The following is a 16,892-nucleotide window of genomic DNA, read 5'->3' on the forward strand; positions in this document are numbered from 1 at the left end:
CCGCCGCACGGCACGCGCAGCCGGCCTGCGAGGCGCGCGGCGGCGCCCGCCGCACGCTCCAACCGGCGGTGCGCGGCGCGGCGTGGCGCGTGCCGCCCGGTCAGGCGGACGCGTCGAACGCCGGGTGGTAGGCCACCGTGCCGGCGCAGCCCGTCGCCGCGAAGCGGATCGCCTGGAAGTACCGGGCGGGGACGCCGGGCAGCACCAGGTCCGGATCGGCGCGGAAGCCGAAGCGCCCGTAGTAGTCCGGTTCGCCGAGCACGACGCAGCCGGCGGCGCCGCATTCGCGCAGCGACGCCAGCGCCCGCTCGACCAGGCGCGCGCCGATCCCGCGCCGCTGCCTCTCGGGCGCGACCGCGATCGGCCCGAGCCCGTGCCAGCCGCCGGCGCCGCCGGAGACGACCACCGCCGAGGCGGCGAGGTAGCCGGCGATGGCGCCCTCGTCCTCCGCCACCAGCGACAGGCTCAACGCCCCGGCCCGGCGCAGCCCGGCGACGATCGCCGCCTCGGTCCCGCTGCTGTACGGCGCGAGCGCGAACGCGCGGCCGATCAGCGTCGCGATCGCGTCGGCCTCGCCGGGCCGTTCGGCGCGGATCGGCAGGCTCACGGCGCGCCCTCCGCGGGGCGGCCGGGGACGGCGCGCGGGCGTTCGTGCGGCGCGGCGGGAGCCGCGCGGAGCCGGTCCGCCGCGCGCGCGGCGGGGCGCGGCAGGGCGCGGGTGGGAATCGTCGGGAACCGGATCATCGGGCGTCCTTCGGCGAGGGAATGGGTTTGCGATACGCCGCGCCCTGCAGGAAGAACTCGAGCGCGTGCGCGAACTCCGCCTGCAGCGAAGCGTCGGCGTCGCCGAGCCATGCCAGCAGCGCGGACAGGTAGAGGAAGTGCAGGTAGCGGGCGAGGCGAACGGGGGGGACATCGTCGCGGATCTCGCGGCTGCGCTGCGCCGCGTCGATCAGACCGGCGTACGCCGCGACCAGGTCCGACCCGTCGTGGCCGCCGGCGCCGTCGCGCACCGCCTGGAAGCGGAAGCGGAGGTAAGGCGCGGCGTACTGGCGGTGGTCCTCCCACCATTGCGCCGAGGCTTCGAGCACGGTCGCGACCCGCGCGGCGAACGACGGCTTCGCCAGGGCCTGCGCCATCAACGGCGCCAGGTCCTGGGCCAGGCGCGCGTGCATCCATTCGGCCAGCACGGCCTCCTTGACCGCGAAGTGGTTGTACAGCGTGCCGCGGGCGACCCCGGCCTCGGCGGCGATCTGCTCCATCGTCACCGCCTCGTAGCCGTAGCGTTCGAACAGCGCCGCGGCCGCGTCGGCGATCTGCGTACGGGTGCGCTGGCGCTTGCGTGACAGGGCGGTCATGGCTTGTCCGGGAAATTGAACAATGTTAAATTTTGCACATTGTCCAATTATTGTCGAGCAGGAGCAAGCCGCGATGGCGAGGCCGGCGGTGGTGGTGATCGGGGCCGGGCTGTCCGGCCTGGCGGCGAGCGTGGCGCTGCGCCGCGAGAGCGGCGCGGACGTGGTGCTGGTGGAGGCGGGCGAGGCGGCCGGCGGCTGCTGTTCCACGGTCGAGGTGCGCGGCTACACCTTCAACAACGGCGCGGTGTACGTCGCCGTGCCCTCGCTGCTGCGGTCCGCGTTCGCTCGCCTCGGCCTGGACTTCGATGCGGACGTCGCGCTGGCGCGCATCGCCCGCCCGCACGCGACCTTCCTCGACGACGGCACGGTCGTGCGGCTGGGCGGCGCCGGGGATTCGCAGGTGGAAGGCGCGGATGCGCAGGCCCGCACCGCGATGCTGCAGGACGGCCTGTCCGCGCTGCAGCGCCGCTGGGCGCCGATCTATCGCACGCTCGTCGAGCAGGTGCTGCCGGCCGAGCCGTCGGCGCTGCGCACGCTCGCGCGCCTGTGGCGCCACCTGCCGCGCATGGCCGGCACGGTCGATCGCCTGATCGCCCGCCACTTCCGCGATCCCGGCCTGCAGGCCGCGGTCGCCTCCACCCTGCTGTACACCGGCATGGCGCCGGAGCGCATCCCGGCGACGCAGATCGTCGGCCTGGTCGCGCTGCTGGAGGAGGGCTTCCACCTGCCGCGCGGCGGCATGGGCGCGATCAGCCAGGCGCTGCTGCGCGCGGCGCGGCGGGCGCAGGTCGACGTCCGCTGCGGCCGCGCGGTCGAGCGCATCGAGCTCGGCCGCGACGGCGTATCCGGCGTGATCCTCGCCGACGGCGAACGCCTGCGCTGCGACGGGGTGGTCGCCACGTGCGCCGGTTTCGCCGCGGTCGAACGCCTGCTGCCCGCCGACGCGGTGCCGCGGGCGCTGGCGCGGCGGGCGCGACGGGCGCCGCTGTCGCATCGCGCGGTCGCGATCCAGCTCGGCGGCGCCGGCGGCGCACGGGCCGAGGCCTTCATCGTCAACCACGTGCCATCGATGCGCGAGCAAGGGCGCCTGCATCAGGGCGGCGCCGAAACGCCGCGCTGGCTGGCGTACACCTGCCCGACCTTGGTGCTGCCCGAACTGGCGCCGCCGGGCCGCACGATCGTCGAACTGCACGCGCCGGCGAGCGGCATCGCTTCGGCGGGGCAATGGACGCGCGAGATGACCCGCGCGACGGTGGCGCGCTACACGGCCGCGGTGCGCGCGCGCCTGCCCGGGCTCGAGGTCGAGGCGATGCGCGTGCTCGATCCCGTCGATTTCGCCCGCGACCGGCATCTGCACGAAGGCGCGCTGTACGGTATCGCCCCGGGCGCGTCGCCGGGCCGCTTCTTCCCGCATCGCACCCCGCTGCCCGGGCTGTACCTGGCCGGCCAGACCACCTTTCCCGGCTACGGGGTTCCGTCGGCGATCCTCTCCGGCATCCAGGCCGCGGCGGCCGCCGCGCAGGACTTGGCGCGCCCGCGGGCGCGCGCATGAGGCGCTGGGTCGGCCGCAGCCTCGTCGCGGTGGGCGTGCTGCACGTCGGATACGGCCTGTTCGCCTACCGCGCGGCGGTCATGGCGGTGGTGGGCGACGGCGTGGTCGGCGCGGTCGATGCGGATCCGGAACGCGCGCGGATGTTCTGGTTCCTCGTCGCCGGGCTGTTGACCGCGCTGTTCGGCGCCATGACCGACTGGCTGGAACGGCGAGGCACGCCGCCGCCGCGGGCGCCCAGCCTCGGCTTCGCGCTGCTGGCCCTGGCCAGCATCGCGGCGCTGCCGGAAAGCGGCGCGTGGTTGCTCGCGCCGCCGGCGGCGGCGCTGCTCGCCCGGGCCTGGAGCCGGCACCGCGGCTGAGCGGCGGCTCAGCGCGCGACGCCTCCTCGTCGCAGCCACGCGGCGATCGCGGCCCCGGCCAGGCCCCAGCCGACCGTCTGCTCGATCAACGCGGCGACGGTGAACTCGGTCGGAAAGCGGTACCAGGTCCAGTACGGCAGATTCACCGCCAGCCAGGCGAACAGCCCGGCGCCGGCGCCGAGCAAGGCGCGCGCCGCGAAGCCGCCGCCGACGCGCGCCAGCACCCAGGCCAGCAGCAACCCGCCGACCAGGTTGGCGGCCAGCTGGCAGACCAGGCTGGGCGCCATGTCCGCCGCGTTCGGATTGCCCTCAGGGCGGTAGACCACGAATGCGTACGGGCTGCCCGCGTACTTCTCGACGAACGCTTGGCGCGCCGCGTCGTCGGCCCACTGCTCCGGCGTCATGCCCGGCAGCAGGTACACGCCGGCGCCCTGGTTGGCGCTCGCGGTGGCGATCTCGGCCAGCGCCGCGTCCTGGCCGTTGGCCACCTTCACGCCCATCCCGCCCAGCGGCAGCGCCGTGTGCGCCAGCGCGCTCCAGACGAACATCACCAGCCCGCCGATCACACCGGCGATCACCCATCGCATGTCGCGCTCCCCTTCCCGGCGGCTCCCTGCCGCGCGCAGAGCATGCGCCGATGCGGACCGGGCCGCATGCTGCAGCGCCACAGAATCGTGCCGGGCTCCCGCCGTAACGAACGCGTAACGCGCGGACAATAAAAAGCCCCGCAGGCAGGGGGGGCCGGCGGGGCTGGTGGAGCGGGGCCTGGGGAGGGGCTGACCGCTCCGGGGGATCACTCCAGGGGAGGGAGAGATCTCGCGACGGGCGTTGCACCCGTCGCGGTCTATATGACCATTCCGAACATGCACGGTTCGTGAAGATTCCCGTTAATTATTTGTAGGGTTCAGGGGCGATTCATTGCCTCGGCGCGCACGCGCTCACGGCGATTCCCCGCCTTCTGCGACGCCATCGCGCGCGCGTGTCCACCGGCACAGGGCACCGCGCACGGCCACTCCGGCGCGCGCACGGGCGCCTCAGTGCGCCTGGTCCCAGTTGTCGCCGACGCCGCTGTCGATCACCAGCGGCACCCGCAGCTCGGCGGCCGCGGCCATGCGCGCGGTGGCCTGCGCGATCAGTTCGTCGACGAAGTCGGCGTCGGCCTCGAACACCAGTTCGTCGTGCACCTGCAGCACCATCAGCGCGCGCTCGCGGCGCTCGGCCAGCCAGGCGTCGATCGACACCATCGCCCGCTTGATGATGTCCGCGGCGGTGCCCTGCATCGGCGCGTTGATCGCGGCGCGCTCGGCGCCGGCGCGCAGTCCGGCGTTGCGGGCGTGGATGTTCTCCAGGTACAGGCGGCGGCCGAACACGGTCTCCACGTAGCCGCGCTCGCGCGCCTGCTGGCGGGTGCGCTCCATGAAGTCGCGCACGCCCGGGTAGCGGCTGAAGTACAGCGCGATGTAGTCCTGCGCCTCGCCGCGGCCGATGCCGAGATTGCGCGCCAGGCCGAACGCGCCCATGCCGTACATCAGGCCGAAGTTGATCGCCTTCGCGGCGCGGCGCTCGTTGGCGCTGACCTGGTCCATCGCCTTGCCGAACACCTCGGCGGCGGTGGCGCGGTGGATGTCGGCGCCGGATTCGAACGCGCGCAGCAGGCCCTCGTCCTCCGACAGGTGGGCCATGATCCGCAATTCGATCTGCGAATAGTCGCAGGACACGATCCTGCGCCCGGGCGGGGCGACGAAGGCCTGGCGGATGCGGCGGCCGTCGTCGGTGCGGATCGGGATGTTCTGCAAATTCGGGTCGTTCGAGGCCAACCGCCCGGTGGCGGCGCCGGCCTGGTGGTAGCTGGTGTGCACGCGGCCGGTGTGCGGATTGATCATCTCCGGCAGCTTGTCGGTGTAGGTGCTGCGCAGCTTGGCCAGGCCGCGGTATTCGAGGATCACCCGCGGCAGCTCGTGCAGCTCCGCGATCGCCTCCAGCGCCTCCTCGTTCGCGCTGGGCTGGCCGGTCGGCGTCTTCACCAGCGCCGGCAGCTTCAGCTCCTCGTACAGCAGCGCGCACACCTGCTTGGGCGAGTCCAGGTTGAAGCTGCGCCCGGCCAGCTCGGTGGCCTTCTGCTGCGCCGCGAGCATGCGCTTGTTCAGGTCGGCCGACTGCCGGCGCAGCTCCTCGGCGTCGATCATCACGCCATTGGCCTCGACCCGTTCGAGCACCTGCACCAGCGGCATCTCGATCTCGCGGTAGACCCGCTCCAGCGCCGGCTCGGCGGCCAGCTTCGGCCCCAGCGCGCGGTGCAGGCGCAGGGTCACGTCGGCGTCCTCGGCGGCGTAGCGGGTGGCGTCCTCCAGCGCGACCTGCGAGAACGCGATCTGCTTGGCGCCCTTGCCCGCGACCTGCTCGTACTTCACCGTGTCGTAGCCGAGGTAGCGCTTGGCCAGCGAATCCATGTCGTGGCGCGTGGCGGTGGCGTTGTAGACGAAGCTTTCCAGCATGGTGTCGTCGGCGTAGCCGGCGACCTCGACGCCATGGCGGCGCAGCACGTGCAGGTCGAACTTGCCGTGCTGCCCGATCTTGCGCAGGCCCGGATCGGCGAACAGCGGCCGCAGCGCGGCCAGCGCGGCGTCGAGGTCGAGCTGCGCCGGCGCGCCCGGGTAGTCGTGGCCGAGCGGCAGGTAGGCGGCGCGGCCCGGCTCGGCGGCCAGGCTCACGCCGACCAGGCGCGCCTGCAGCGGATCCAGGCCGTCGGTCTCGGTGTCGAACGCGAACGCGCCGGCCTGGCGCAGGCGCGCGACCCAGGCCTCGAGCTGTTCGCGGGTCAGCACGGTCTCGTACTCGCCCGGCGCGGCCAGCGCCGGATCCAGGCCGTCGAGCGGTTTCGCCGCGCCGCGGGCGTGGCCGGCCTCGGTGCCGCGCATCGAGACGCGGCCGTCGCCCGCGGCGGCCGGCGCGTCCGCCGCCGCGCCGCCGTCGAGCTCGCGCAGCGCCTGCTTGAAGCCGTAGCGGGCGTACAGCGCCCGCAAGGCCTCGACGTGGCGCTCGCGCAGCGCCAGATCGGCCGGCCCCTGCTCCAGCGCGACCTCGGTGTTGATCGTCACCAGGGCGCGGTTGAGCGGCAGCCGCGGCAGCGCCGCGCGCAGGTTGTCGCCGATCTTGCCCTTGACCGCGTCGGCATGGGCGATCACGCCATCGAGCGAGCCGTACTCGTTCAACCACTTGGCCGCGGTCTTCGGCCCGCACTTGTCGACGCCCGGGATGTTGTCGATCGCATCGCCCATCAGCGCGAGCAGGTCCACCACGCGCCCGGGCGGCACGCCGAACTTCTCGACCACGCTCGCCTCCGAGTCGAGGCGGCTGCCGCTCATGGTGTTGACCAGGGCGATGCCGCCACCGCCGTCGCCGCCGCTGCGCACCAGCTGGGCGAAGTCCTTGTCGCCGGTGGAGATGGTGACGTCGATGCCGTCGCGCGCGGCGCGCAGCGCCAGCGTGCCGATCACGTCGTCGGCCTCCACCCCGGGCACGCGCAGGATGGTGATGCCCAGCGCCTCGACGATCTCGCACATCGGCTGCACCTGCGCGCGCAGGTCGTCCGGCATCGGCGGGCGGTTGGCCTTGTATTGCGGGTACATCTCGTCGCGGAACGTGGGGCCCGGCGCGTCGACCACGAAGGCGACGTAGTCGGGCTTCTCGTTCAAGGTCGCGCGCAGCATGTTGACCACGCCGAACAGCGCCCCGGTCGGCTCGCCGGCCTCGTTGCTCAGCGGCGGCAGGGCGTGGAAGGCGCGGTAGAGATAGCTGGAGCCGTCGATCAGGACCAAACGGCGCCGGGCGGGCGCGGGCGTGGGGGATGCGTTCATGCGGCGATTCTACTCGGCGCCGGCGGACCGCCCCGCGGCTCCTCGCCCCGCTTCCCTCGGAGGCAAGCGCCGGCCCGGTGTGCCGCCTTCGCCCGGCGGCGCGGGACCGCCGCGCGTTCTCCGCGCCCGTCACCGCCGCCTGCGCCGCGACGCCGTATGCTGTGCGCGTCCACTTCCGGAGAACCGCCATGCGCCTCGCCCTGCCCGCCCTGCTGACGCTCATGCTGGCCGGCACCGGCTGCGCGACGATGGGCGCGGCCGAAGACGATCCCACCGCCGCGCTGCAGGGAGCGGAGGTCCGCACGCGCACGGCCGGCGGCGGCGACACCATCGAGGAGTACTACGTCGCCGGCCAGCTGCGGGTGGTCAAGATCACCCCGCTGCGCGGGCCGACCTACTACCTGGTGGACGAGAACGGCGACGGCGTGCTGGACAGCAGCAAGGGCGAAGGGCCGATCACCCCGGTGCAGTACAAGCTGCTGAGCTGGTAGCGGCGACGTACGCCCGCTGTCGCCCGGCGCGACGTCCGCGCCCGTCCATCGCCGCCTTCGACCGCGTCGGCGCGAGCGCCACGGCGGCGCGCCGTTCCCGCACGCGCGCAAGGTGGTGCGCGACCGCGAAAAGCCCCGTCGAACGAGCCCGGCGCGGCATTCATCCGGCGCCGCCCTCTTGCGCGGCGCGTGCCCGGCCGCTCCTGTCACGCGGCAAGCCGCACCCACGCTTGACAAGGCGAATGATTAGGAGTCCTAATTTGTTCATGGACGATGCGCGCCGGCAGGCCCAACTCGGTATCGAACGCTTGGCCGCGCTGCTGCGCATGCGCGCCTGGGGCGAGGACGGCACACCGCCGTTGCACCCGGCGCAACGCGCCCTGCTGCTCGCGCTCGCCGGGCGCAGCGGCGGCCTGCGCGGCGGCGAGCTGGCGGCGCAACTGGGCGTGTCCGCGGCCAGCGTCAGCGATTCGCTGCGCGCGCTGGAGGCCAAGGGTTGGCTGCGCCGTCGACCCGATCCCGACGACGGCCGCGCCAGCCGCGCGGTGCTGACGGCGGCGGGCGCGGCGCTGGTGCGCCGCCTGCAACACCCGGCAGCCGGCCTGGGCCCGCTGCTGCAGGCGCTGCCGGAACAGGATCTCGGCCACCTGCTGCGGGCGCTGCAGCTGATGATCCTCGAGGCGCAGCGGCTCGGCCTGGCCGACGGCCCGCGCACCTGCCTGGGCTGCGAATTCTTCCGCCCGCACGCCTCGACCGATGCCGCCGAGCCGCACTGGTGCGACTACGTCGGCGCGGCGTTCGGCGACGCCGCGCTGCGCGTGGATTGCCCCGAGCAGCGCCCCCGCTCCCGGGAGGCGCTGGACGCGACCGTCCGGCGCTTCCGCGAGGCCGCGCCTTCCTAGGCCGGCGACAGGAGGGCGGCGCCCGACTGCCATCGGGCGCCGCCGTGTCCCTCCACCCGCTACCCGCGAACAGAAGGAGTGTCGAGTATGAAGCAGAAGGCCGTGTTCTATCACGCCGGTTGCCCGGTCTGCGTCGATGCCGAGCGCCAACTCGCGCACGCGCTCGACCCGGCCCGCTACGACGTCGAAGTCGTCCACCTGGGCCAGGCGCGCGAGCGGCTGGACGAGGCCGAGCGGGCCGGCGTGCGCTCGGTGCCGGCCCTGGTGCTGGCCGGCGCGCCGCTGCACATCAACTTCGGCGCGGCGCTGCAGGACCTGCGCTGACGCCGCCCACGGCGCCCGCGCGCGTCGCGGGCGCCGACACCGCGAGGCTTCCATGACCGTGCTCCCTCCCCCGGCCCCGGAGTGGGCCGTCGTGCAGTGGTTCAACACGCCCGACCCGCTGACCCTGCAGGCACTGCGCGGACGCGCGGTCGCGCTGCTGTCGTTCCAGATGCTGTGTCCCGGTTGCGTCGCGTCCGCGCTGCCGCAGGCGGCGCGGCTGCACGCGCTGTTCCCGCGCGAGCGCCTCGCCGTGGTCGGCCTGCACACCGTGTTCGAGCACCACGAGGCGATGACGCCGGCCGCGCTGCGCGCGTTCCTGCACGAGTACCGGATTCCGTTCCCCGTGGGCGTCGACCGCCACGACGGCGCCTCGCCGCTGCCGCGCACGATGCGCGCCTATGCGATGCGCGGCACCCCGACCTGGACCCTGATCGACCGCGAGGGGCGACTGCGCGCGCAGCATTTCGGCGAGATCGACGACCTGCACCTGGGCGCGGAGGTGGCGGCGCTGACGCTCGGCGCCGACCTGCGCGCGCCTCGCGCGCGCGGCGACGCGCCCGGCTGCGCCGACGGCGCGTGCGCGGCGGCCGCCGATGGCTGAGCGCCTCCTGGACGCGGTGCTGACGGGCCGCGCCCGCCCGTACACCCGCCCCGGCAGCGCCAGCGCGATCGACAAGCGCCCGGTCGAAGGCCCGGTGCGGGTCGGCGCTCTCGGCCTGGCCGGCGACGAACAGGGCGACCGCCGCGTGCACGGCGGGCCCGACAAGGCCGTGCACCACTACCCGTTCGAGCACTACCGCGCCTGGCGCGAGGAGCTGGGCGACCTGGAACCGCTGCGGGCGCCCGGCGGCTTCGGCGAAAACCTGAGCGGGCGCGGCTGGACCGAGGACGCGGTATGCCTCGGCGACCGCTACCGCATCGGCGGCGTCCTGCTCGAGGTGAGCCAGGGCCGGCAGCCGTGCTGGAAGCTCAACGACCGCTTCGGCGTCGCCGACATGGCGCGGCGCGTGCAGGCCAGCGGCCGCACCGGCTGGTACTACCGGGTGCTCGAACCCGGCCTGCTGCAGGCCGGCGCGGCGATCGAGCTGATGGAGCGCCCGCATCCGCAGTGGCCGCTGCGGCGCCTGGGCGCGCTGCTGTTCGAGCGCCGCCTCGACCCCGGCGAACTGCGCCAGGCGCTGGAACTGCCGTTGGTGCCGTCCTGGCGCAGGCTGTTCGAGGCGCGCCTGCAACGCGGCGAGATCGAGGACTGGAGCCGCCGCATCGACGGCCCGCGCTGAGGAAACAAACCCCGCCCCGGAACCCCCATGCCGCAATACCGACTGGAAGTGTGGCGCGACGAGCGCCTGTGGTGCCGCATCGAAGCCGACGCCGCGCACGCGCGCGAAGCCGTCGCCGACCTCGCCGCGCGCCTGCCGTCCGCCGAAGGCTATCGCCTGGCCCTGTCCGTCGCCGACGCCGAACGGCGCCTGCTCCGCGCCGAGGACGGGCGCATCGAGGTGCTCGCGCGCGAGCCGCTGTGGCGGCCGATGCCGCTGGAAGCGCTGGACGGCCCGGCTGAGCGCCGCGGCGGCGGCCGCTACGCCGGCTGCAGGTTGGCGTAGGCCAGCACCAGCCACTTGCTGCCGGCCTCGTCGAAGTTGACCTGCACGCGGGCGTGCGCGCCGCTGCCCTCGTAGTCGGTGACGGTACCGACGCCGAAGGTCGGATGGCGCACCTGCGCGCCGAGCTTGACCGGCGGGCCTTCGACCGGCGCGTGGCCGTGGTCGCGCCGCGCCGCGCCGTACATCGGCCGCGCCACCTGCACCTTCGGCCGCACCTCGTTGATCAGCGGCGGCGGGATCTCGCGCAGGAAGCGCGAGGGCACGCCGTACATGTCCATGCCGTGGATGCGCCGGGTCTCGGCGTAGGTCAGCACCAGCTTCTGCCGCGCGCGGGTGATGCCGACGTAGGCCAGGCGCCGTTCCTCCTCGATGCGGCCGGCCTCCTCGCTGGAGCGGCCGCTGGGGAAGATGCCTTCCTCCATGCCGGCCAGGAACACCAGCGGGAACTCCAGGCCCTTGGCGCTGTGCAGGGTCATCAGCTGCACGCCGTCCTCGCCCGCCTGGGCCTGGCCCTCGCCGGCCTCGAGCGCGGCGTAGCTGAGGAAGGCGACCAGTTCCGGCATCGCCGCGGCGTCCTCGTCGTCGCCGCGGACGAAGCGCGAGGCCACCGAGACCAGCTCGTCGAGGTTGTCCACGCGCGAATCGAGCTGGCCGCGCGATTCGTTGAAGTAGTGCTCGCGCAGGCCGGAGCGGATCAGCACGTGGTCGATCTTCTCCGGCAGGGTCATGGCCGCGATCTCGTTGTCGAGATCGTCGACCAGCGCGAGGAAGCCGGCCAGCGCGTTGCGCGAGCGCGCGGCCAGCGCGTTCTCCGCCACCAGCCGCCGCGCCGCCTCCCACAGCGCGACCGCGTCGGCGCGGGCGCGCCGGCGCACCTCGTCGACGGTGCGTTCGCCGATGCCGCGCGCGGGCGTGTTGACCGCGCGCTCGAACGCGGCGTCGTCGCTGCGCGCGGCGATCAGGCGCAGGTAGGCCAGGGTGTCCTTGATCTCGGCGCGCTCGAAGAAACGCAGGCCGCCGTAGACGCGGTAGGGGATCTGCCCGGCCAGCAGCGCCTCCTCGAACGCGCGCGACTGCGCGTTGCTGCGGTAGAGCACCGCGACCTCGCCGTAGCTGCCGCCTTCGCGCACCCACTGGCGCAGGCGCTCGACCACGTAGCGGGCCTCGTCCATCTCGTTGTAGGCCGCGTACAGGTCGATCGGCTCGCCGCTGCCGCTGTCGGTCCACAGCTTCTTGCCCAGGCGGTCCGGGTTGTGCGCGATCACCGCGTTGGCGGCGTCGAGGATGTTGGCGCTGGAGCGGTAGTTCTGCTCCAGGCGGACGGTCTGCGCGCCGGGGAAGTCCTTGAGGAAGCGCTGCATGTTCTCGACCTTGGCGCCGCGCCAGCCGTAGATCGACTGGTCGTCGTCGCCGACCACGAACACGCGCCCGGAGTCGCCGGCGAGCACGCGCACGAAGGCGTACTGGATCGCGTTGGTGTCCTGGAACTCGTCCACCAGGATCTCGCCGAAGCGCTGGCGGTAGTGCGCCAGCAACGCCGGGTTGTCGCGCAGCAGCTCGTGCGCGCGCAGCAGCAGTTCGGCGAAATCGACCAGGCCGGCGCGCTCGCAGCGCTCCTGGTAGGCGGCGTAGGCCTTGAGCAGGGTTTCCGTCCACAGGTCGCCGCCGGCCGCCTGGATGTGCTGCGGGCGGCGGCCCTCGTCCTTCTGCGCGTTGATCCACCAGGCGATCTGCCGCGGCGGGAAGCGCGCCTCGTCGATCTCCAGCGCCTGCGCCACGCGCTTGACCAGGCGCAGCTGGTCGTCCGAGTCGAGCACCTGGAACCCTTCCGGCAGCCTGGCCTCCTGCCAATGCAGGCGCAGTAGGCGGTGGGCGAGGCCGTGGAAGGTGCCGATCCACATGCCGCGCGCGCCGTGGCGCAACTGCGCTTCGACGCGCGCGCGCATCTCGCCGGCGGCCTTGTTGGTGAAGGTGACCGCGAACACGGCGTGGGTCGGCACGCCAAACACTTCGTGGAGCCAGGCGATGCGGTGGGTCAGCACGCGGGTCTTGCCGGAACCGGCGCCGGCCAGCACCAGGTAGTGGCCGGGCGGGGCGCTGACGGCCTCGCGCTGCGCCGGGTTCAGCGCGTCGAGCAGGTGGGAGACATCCATCGCGCCATTCTACCGGCCCGCGTCCACGCGCCTGCGATGGGGCGCGATGCGCGAACGCGGGTGCGCAGCGTTCATCCGGGCCGAGATTCCCTCACCCCAGCCCTCTCCCGCAAGCGGAGCGGGGCTTCGCTCGGAGCTTCTTTCCCGCAAGCGGAAGAGGGAGGCTCGCTCGTAGCGCCGCTCCCGCAAGCGGAAAGACGGACACGGATCCCCTCTCCCGCTTGCGGGAGAGGAGCAGGGGTGAGGGCAGGCGCGGCGGCGGACGCTTACACTGGCCGCCCCTCCCCCGGACGGACGCCGCCATGATCGACCTGTATTACTGGCCCACGCCCAACGGCCACAAGATCACCCTGTTCCTCGAGGAAGCCGGCCTGCCGTACACGGTCCACCCGGTCGACATCGGCGCCGGCGACCAGTTCAAGCCCGGGTTCCTGGCCATTTCGCCGAACAACAAGATGCCGGCGATCGTCGACCGCGCCCCGGCCGACGGCGGCGCGCCGGTCAGCGTGTTCGAGTCCGGCGCGATCCTGCTGTACCTGGCCGGCAAGACCGGCCGCTTCTTCGCCGAGGACACCCGCGGCCAGGTCGAGGTCAGCCAGTGGCTGTTCTGGCAGATGGGCGGCCTGGGGCCGATGACCGGCCAGTACGGGCATTTCCACGTCTACGCGCCGGAGCCGATCGAGTACGCCCGCGACCGCTACAAGCGCGAGGCGCTGCGGCTGCTCGGCGTGCTCGACAAGCGCCTGGCCGACCGCGAGTTCGTCGCCGGCGACGCCTACAGCATCGCCGACATGGCGATCTACCCGTGGATCGACCCGTACAAGAAGGCGCCGCTCGACCTCTCGCCGTTCGCGAACCTGCGCCGCTGGCATGCGGCCGTGGCCGCGCGCCCGGCCACCGGGCGCGCCTATGCCGTCGCCGAGCGCTTCGACACGCAGCGCGAGATGACGCCGGAGATGCGCAAGAACCTGTTCGGCACCCCGTCCGAGGCATGAACACCGCCCTGACCCGCGGCCTCGCCGCCCTGCTCGCCATGTCGCTCGCCGTACCCGCCCTCGCCGCCGACCCGGCCGCGCCGCAGAAGCTCACGCTCGAAGCCCTGGCCGGCGACGCGCCGCTGTCCGGGCCGAGCCTGGCCAAGGCCAAGATCGCCCCCGACGGCAGCCGCGTCACCTTCCTGCGCGGCAAGGAGCACGACCGCAACCGCCTCGACCTGTGGGCCTACGACGTCGAAAGCGGCCGCACCGAGAAGCTGGTCGACGCCGACGACGTCCTGCCCTCCGGCGCGGAGACGCTCAGCGACGAGGAGAAGGCGCGCCGCGAACGCCAGCGCATCGCCGCGCTGAGCGGCATCGTCGACTACCAGTGGGCGCCGGACGGACGCTCGCTGCTGTTCCCGCTCGGCGGCGAGCTGTACCTGTACGACCTGAGCCGGCCCGGCAAGGACGGGGTGCGCAGGCTGACCCACGGCGAGGGCTTCGCCACCGATCCGAAGCTGTCGCCGCGCGGCGGCTACGTCGGCTTCGTGCGCGGGCGCAACCTGTGGGTGATCGAGCTGGCCAGCGGCCGGCAGGTCCAGCTCACCTTCGACGGCGGCGAGACCGTCGGCAACGGCGTGGCCGAGTTCGTCGCCGACGAGGAGATGGGCCGCCACACCGGCTACTGGTGGGCGCCGGACGACTCGGCGATCGCGTTCGCGCGCATCGACGAATCGCCGGTGCCGGTGCAGAAGCGCTACGAGGTCTACCCCGACCGCACCGAAGTGGTCGAACAGCGCTATCCCGCGGCCGGCGACCCGAACGTGAAGATCCGGCTCGGGGTGATCGCGCCGCAGGCCGGCGCCCGGCCGCGCTGGATCGACCTCGGCGCCGACGAGGACATCTACCTCGCCCGGGTCGACTGGCGCGACCCGCAGCGCCTGACCTTCCAGCGCCAGTCGCGCGACCAGCACCGGCTCGAGCTGATCGAGACCGACCTGCGCAGCGGCCGCCAGCGCACGCTCGCCACCGAAACGTCGCCGACCTGGGTGCCGCTGCACGACGACCTGCGCTTCCTGCAGGACGGCCGCATCCTCTGGAGCAGCGAGCGCAGCGGCTTCCAGCATCTCTACCTGCTCTCGGAGGACGGCCGCGACGCGCAGGCGCTGACGTCCGGCGACTGGCCGGTGGACGAGGTGCTGGCGCTGGACGAGGCCGGCGGCTACGTCTACTTCGCCGCCGGCAAGGACTCGCCGCTGGACGTGCAGGTCTACCGCGTGCCGCTGGCCGGCGGCGCGGTCGAGCGGCTGTCGAAGACGGACGGCATCCACAACGCCAGCTTCGCCGCCAACGCCAGCGTCTACGTCGACAACTGGTCGAACCCGGGCACGCCGCCGCAACTGGAGCTGTACCGCAACGACGGCACGCCGATCGCCCCGCTGCTGCGCAACGACCTGGCCGACCCGCAGCATCCGTACGCGAAGTTCCGCGCCGCGCACCGGCCGATCGAGTTCGGCACCCTCACCGCCGCCGACGGCCGCACCGCGCTGCACTACAGCCTGCTCAGGCCGGCCGGCTTCGACCCGGCCAGGCGCTATCCCGTGGTGGTGCTGGTCTATGGCGGCCCGGCCGCGCAGACGGTCAAGCGGGCCTGGGCGCCGGACTTCAACCAGTACCTGGCGCAACGCGGCTACGTGGTGTTCTCGCTCGACAACCGCGGCACGCCGCGGCGCGGCGCCGCGTTCGGCGGCGCGCTCTACCGGCGCCAGGGCACGGTCGAGGTCGAGGACCAGCTCGAAGGCGTGAAGTGGCTGGCCTCGCAGCCCTGGGTCGACGCGAAGCGGATCGGCGTGTACGGCTGGTCGAACGGCGGCTACATGACCTTGATGCTGCTGGCCAAGGCCTCGGACCGCTACGCCTGCGGCGTCGCCGGCGCGCCGGTCACCGACTGGGCGCTGTACGACACCCATTACACCGAGCGCTACATGGATCTGCCGCAGGCCAACCCCGAGGGCTACCGCGAGGCGCGCGTGCTGCAGCACGTGGATGGGCTGAGCTCCAAGCTGCTGCTGATCCACGGCATGGCCGACGACAACGTGCTGTTCGCCCACTCCACCGCGCTGATGAGCGCGCTGCAGCAGCGCGCCCGGCCGTTCGAGCTGATGGCCTATCCCGGCGCGAAGCACGGCCTGAAGGGCGCCGACAACCTGCACCGGCTGCGCCTGACCGCGGCGTTCTTCGAGCGCTGCCTCAAGCCGTAGGCCGAAGCGCCCGGCGGGGCCGGGCGCTCCGCGGACGAAACCGGGAGCGCCGTCGCGCCCGGGCCGGCTGCGGCCTAGCGGCGCATGCGCACGTACAGCCGCTTGGCCAGGTACAGCAGCTTGCCGGAGAAGCCGCGGTCCTGCGCCTGCAGCAGGCGGGCGATTTCCTCGTGCTGGTTGCGGATGTAGCAGTCGCGCTGGCGCAGCAGCGAGTGCAGCTCGGCGACGTCGCCGGCGTCCAGCGTGTAGCCCGCCTCGAACCGTTCCGGCAGCTGGCGATGCACGTAATGCGTGGTGTGGCGGCCGGCGGTCTGCTCGACCGGACGCTCGCGGCTGTAGAAGTACAGCGCGATCGACTTGCGGCTGCGCCCGCGCTCTTCTTCCGGCAGGCGGATCGGGTCGAAGCCGTGCCAGCTGTGCTCGGTGGTCTCGAAGATCACGCAGCGGTTGAACGCCGGCACCACCGACACCGCCGGCTTGCGGTCGGCGTAGGGATCGCGGAACAGCTCCAGGTTGCCGCCCCACTCGGCCCGCCAGCCGGGGTTGAGGTAGACGATCAGGTTGAGCCGGCGATGCCAGCGCTCGCTCGGGTGGTAGTTGAAGTCGATGTGCGGATCGAGCGCCGCGCCGTGGCGGTTCTCGTGGGTGCCGCCGCCGAGATAGAACGGGTCGTACAGCAGCTCCGGGATGCCGGTGATGCGGCCGACCAGGTCGAGGAAGGCCGGCGCCCGGATGGTCTCGTCCAGCGCCGCGTAGTCCGGCCCCAGCGCGCGGATGCGGTCGAGGGTGGATTTGCCGCCGGGCTTGCCGTCGTCGCCGATGTAGTTGCCGCGCTCGAACGGCGGGAACGCGCGCAGCAGGGCTTCGGCGCGCTCGGGCGCGAAGAAGCCGTCGATCACCACGTGCCGGAACGGCGCGGCATTCAAGAAGCGCTCGCGCCAGGCCTCGACGCGGTCGATCACGTGCGGACTCAGCAGGCTCAGGTTGGCGGCGGACATCGGCTCATCCTTGGGCAAGGACGCCCATTATGCCGCCCGCGCCCCGCCATGACCTT

General features: G+C 73.2%; 16 protein-coding genes. 10 read left to right on the forward strand and 6 right to left on the reverse strand.

Going from position 1 to position 16,892, the window contains the following annotated elements:
- Positions 1–100: 100 nt before the first annotated feature.
- Positions 101–607: a GNAT family N-acetyltransferase gene (locus tag EDC50_RS08500; RefSeq protein ID WP_123770050.1), complete on the reverse strand. Its 507-nt coding sequence runs from the start codon at positions 605–607 to the stop codon at positions 101–103.
- A 133-nt stretch (positions 608–740) separates the two neighbouring features.
- The gene (locus EDC50_RS08505) at positions 741–1,358 is read right to left on the reverse strand and encodes a TetR/AcrR family transcriptional regulator (protein WP_123770051.1); all 618 of its coding nucleotides are present in this window, start codon (positions 1,356–1,358) and stop codon (positions 741–743) included.
- Positions 1,359–1,380: 22 nt separating this feature from the next.
- On the opposite strand from EDC50_RS08505, the gene EDC50_RS08510 reads away from it, so the two are divergent.
- Both EDC50_RS08510 and EDC50_RS08515 read left to right on the forward strand, forming a co-directional pair.
- On the forward strand, positions 1,381–2,910 hold the full coding sequence (locus EDC50_RS08510; protein ID WP_242003004.1) for a phytoene desaturase family protein: 1,530 nt from the start codon (positions 1,381–1,383) through the stop codon (positions 2,908–2,910).
- The gene (locus EDC50_RS08515; RefSeq protein WP_123770052.1) at positions 2,907–3,269 is read left to right on the forward strand and encodes a DUF6463 family protein; all 363 of its coding nucleotides are present in this window, start codon (positions 2,907–2,909) and stop codon (positions 3,267–3,269) included. Before EDC50_RS08510 ends, EDC50_RS08515 begins: the two co-directional genes overlap by 4 nt.
- Before the next feature lie 8 nt (positions 3,270–3,277).
- Here EDC50_RS08515 and EDC50_RS08520 read toward each other — a convergent pair whose 3' ends face one another.
- The gene (locus EDC50_RS08520) at positions 3,278–3,856 is read right to left on the reverse strand and encodes a hypothetical protein (protein WP_123770053.1); all 579 of its coding nucleotides are present in this window, start codon (positions 3,854–3,856) and stop codon (positions 3,278–3,280) included.
- Positions 3,857–4,303: 447 nt separating this feature from the next.
- Positions 4,304–7,126 carry a DNA polymerase I gene (polA, locus tag EDC50_RS08525; RefSeq protein ID WP_123770054.1) on the reverse strand — a complete coding sequence of 941 codons (2,823 nt, stop codon included), beginning with the start codon at positions 7,124–7,126 and terminating at the stop codon, positions 4,304–4,306.
- A 188-nt stretch (positions 7,127–7,314) separates the two neighbouring features.
- Between polA and EDC50_RS08530 the strand changes: the two genes are divergently transcribed.
- From EDC50_RS08530 to EDC50_RS08555, 6 genes are all read left to right on the forward strand, one after another.
- Positions 7,315–7,617, forward strand: coding sequence for a DUF2782 domain-containing protein (locus EDC50_RS08530; RefSeq protein ID WP_123770055.1), 303 nt, complete (start codon positions 7,315–7,317; stop codon positions 7,615–7,617).
- A gap of 266 nt (positions 7,618–7,883) precedes the next feature.
- Positions 7,884–8,519, forward strand: coding sequence for a MarR family winged helix-turn-helix transcriptional regulator (locus EDC50_RS08535; protein ID WP_123770056.1), 636 nt, complete (start codon positions 7,884–7,886; stop codon positions 8,517–8,519).
- A gap of 87 nt (positions 8,520–8,606) precedes the next feature.
- A complete protein-coding gene (locus EDC50_RS08540; protein ID WP_123770057.1) occupies positions 8,607–8,843 on the forward strand; it encodes a thioredoxin family protein in 237 nt (78 codons plus the stop codon).
- 52 nt (positions 8,844–8,895) lie between these two features.
- Positions 8,896–9,444, forward strand: coding sequence for a redoxin domain-containing protein (locus EDC50_RS08545; protein WP_123770058.1), 549 nt, complete (start codon positions 8,896–8,898; stop codon positions 9,442–9,444).
- The gene (locus EDC50_RS08550; RefSeq protein WP_123770059.1) at positions 9,437–10,123 is read left to right on the forward strand and encodes an MOSC domain-containing protein; all 687 of its coding nucleotides are present in this window, start codon (positions 9,437–9,439) and stop codon (positions 10,121–10,123) included. The genes EDC50_RS08545 and EDC50_RS08550 overlap by 8 nt, the downstream gene beginning before the upstream one ends.
- A gap of 27 nt (positions 10,124–10,150) precedes the next feature.
- Positions 10,151–10,447 carry a cytoplasmic protein gene (locus tag EDC50_RS08555; RefSeq protein WP_123770060.1) on the forward strand — a complete coding sequence of 99 codons (297 nt, stop codon included), beginning with the start codon at positions 10,151–10,153 and terminating at the stop codon, positions 10,445–10,447.
- Here the strand turns inward: EDC50_RS08555 and uvrD are convergent.
- Complete coding sequence (gene uvrD / locus EDC50_RS08560; RefSeq protein ID WP_123770061.1) at positions 10,423–12,600, reverse strand: DNA helicase II; 2,178 nt, start codon at positions 12,598–12,600, stop codon at positions 10,423–10,425. The two genes, EDC50_RS08555 and uvrD, sit on opposite strands and share 25 nt — an antisense overlap.
- A 302-nt stretch (positions 12,601–12,902) precedes the next feature.
- On the opposite strand from uvrD, the gene EDC50_RS08565 reads away from it, so the two are divergent.
- Together EDC50_RS08565 and EDC50_RS08570 are read left to right on the forward strand one after the other, a co-directional pair.
- On the forward strand, positions 12,903–13,595 hold the full coding sequence (locus tag EDC50_RS08565; protein ID WP_123770062.1) for a glutathione binding-like protein: 693 nt from the start codon (positions 12,903–12,905) through the stop codon (positions 13,593–13,595).
- Between the two features lie 38 nt (positions 13,596–13,633).
- Positions 13,634–15,838, forward strand: coding sequence for a S9 family peptidase (locus tag EDC50_RS08570; protein WP_242003005.1), 2,205 nt, complete (start codon positions 13,634–13,636; stop codon positions 15,836–15,838).
- 74 nt (positions 15,839–15,912) lie between these two features.
- Here EDC50_RS08570 and EDC50_RS08575 read toward each other — a convergent pair whose 3' ends face one another.
- On the reverse strand, positions 15,913–16,836 hold the full coding sequence (locus tag EDC50_RS08575; RefSeq protein WP_123770064.1) for a 2OG-Fe(II) oxygenase: 924 nt from the start codon (positions 16,834–16,836) through the stop codon (positions 15,913–15,915).
- Between the last annotated feature and the right edge of the window lie 56 nt (positions 16,837–16,892).

This window comes from Vulcaniibacterium tengchongense, assembly GCF_003814555.1.
Classification (GTDB): domain Bacteria; phylum Pseudomonadota; class Gammaproteobacteria; order Xanthomonadales; family Xanthomonadaceae; genus Vulcaniibacterium; species Vulcaniibacterium tengchongense.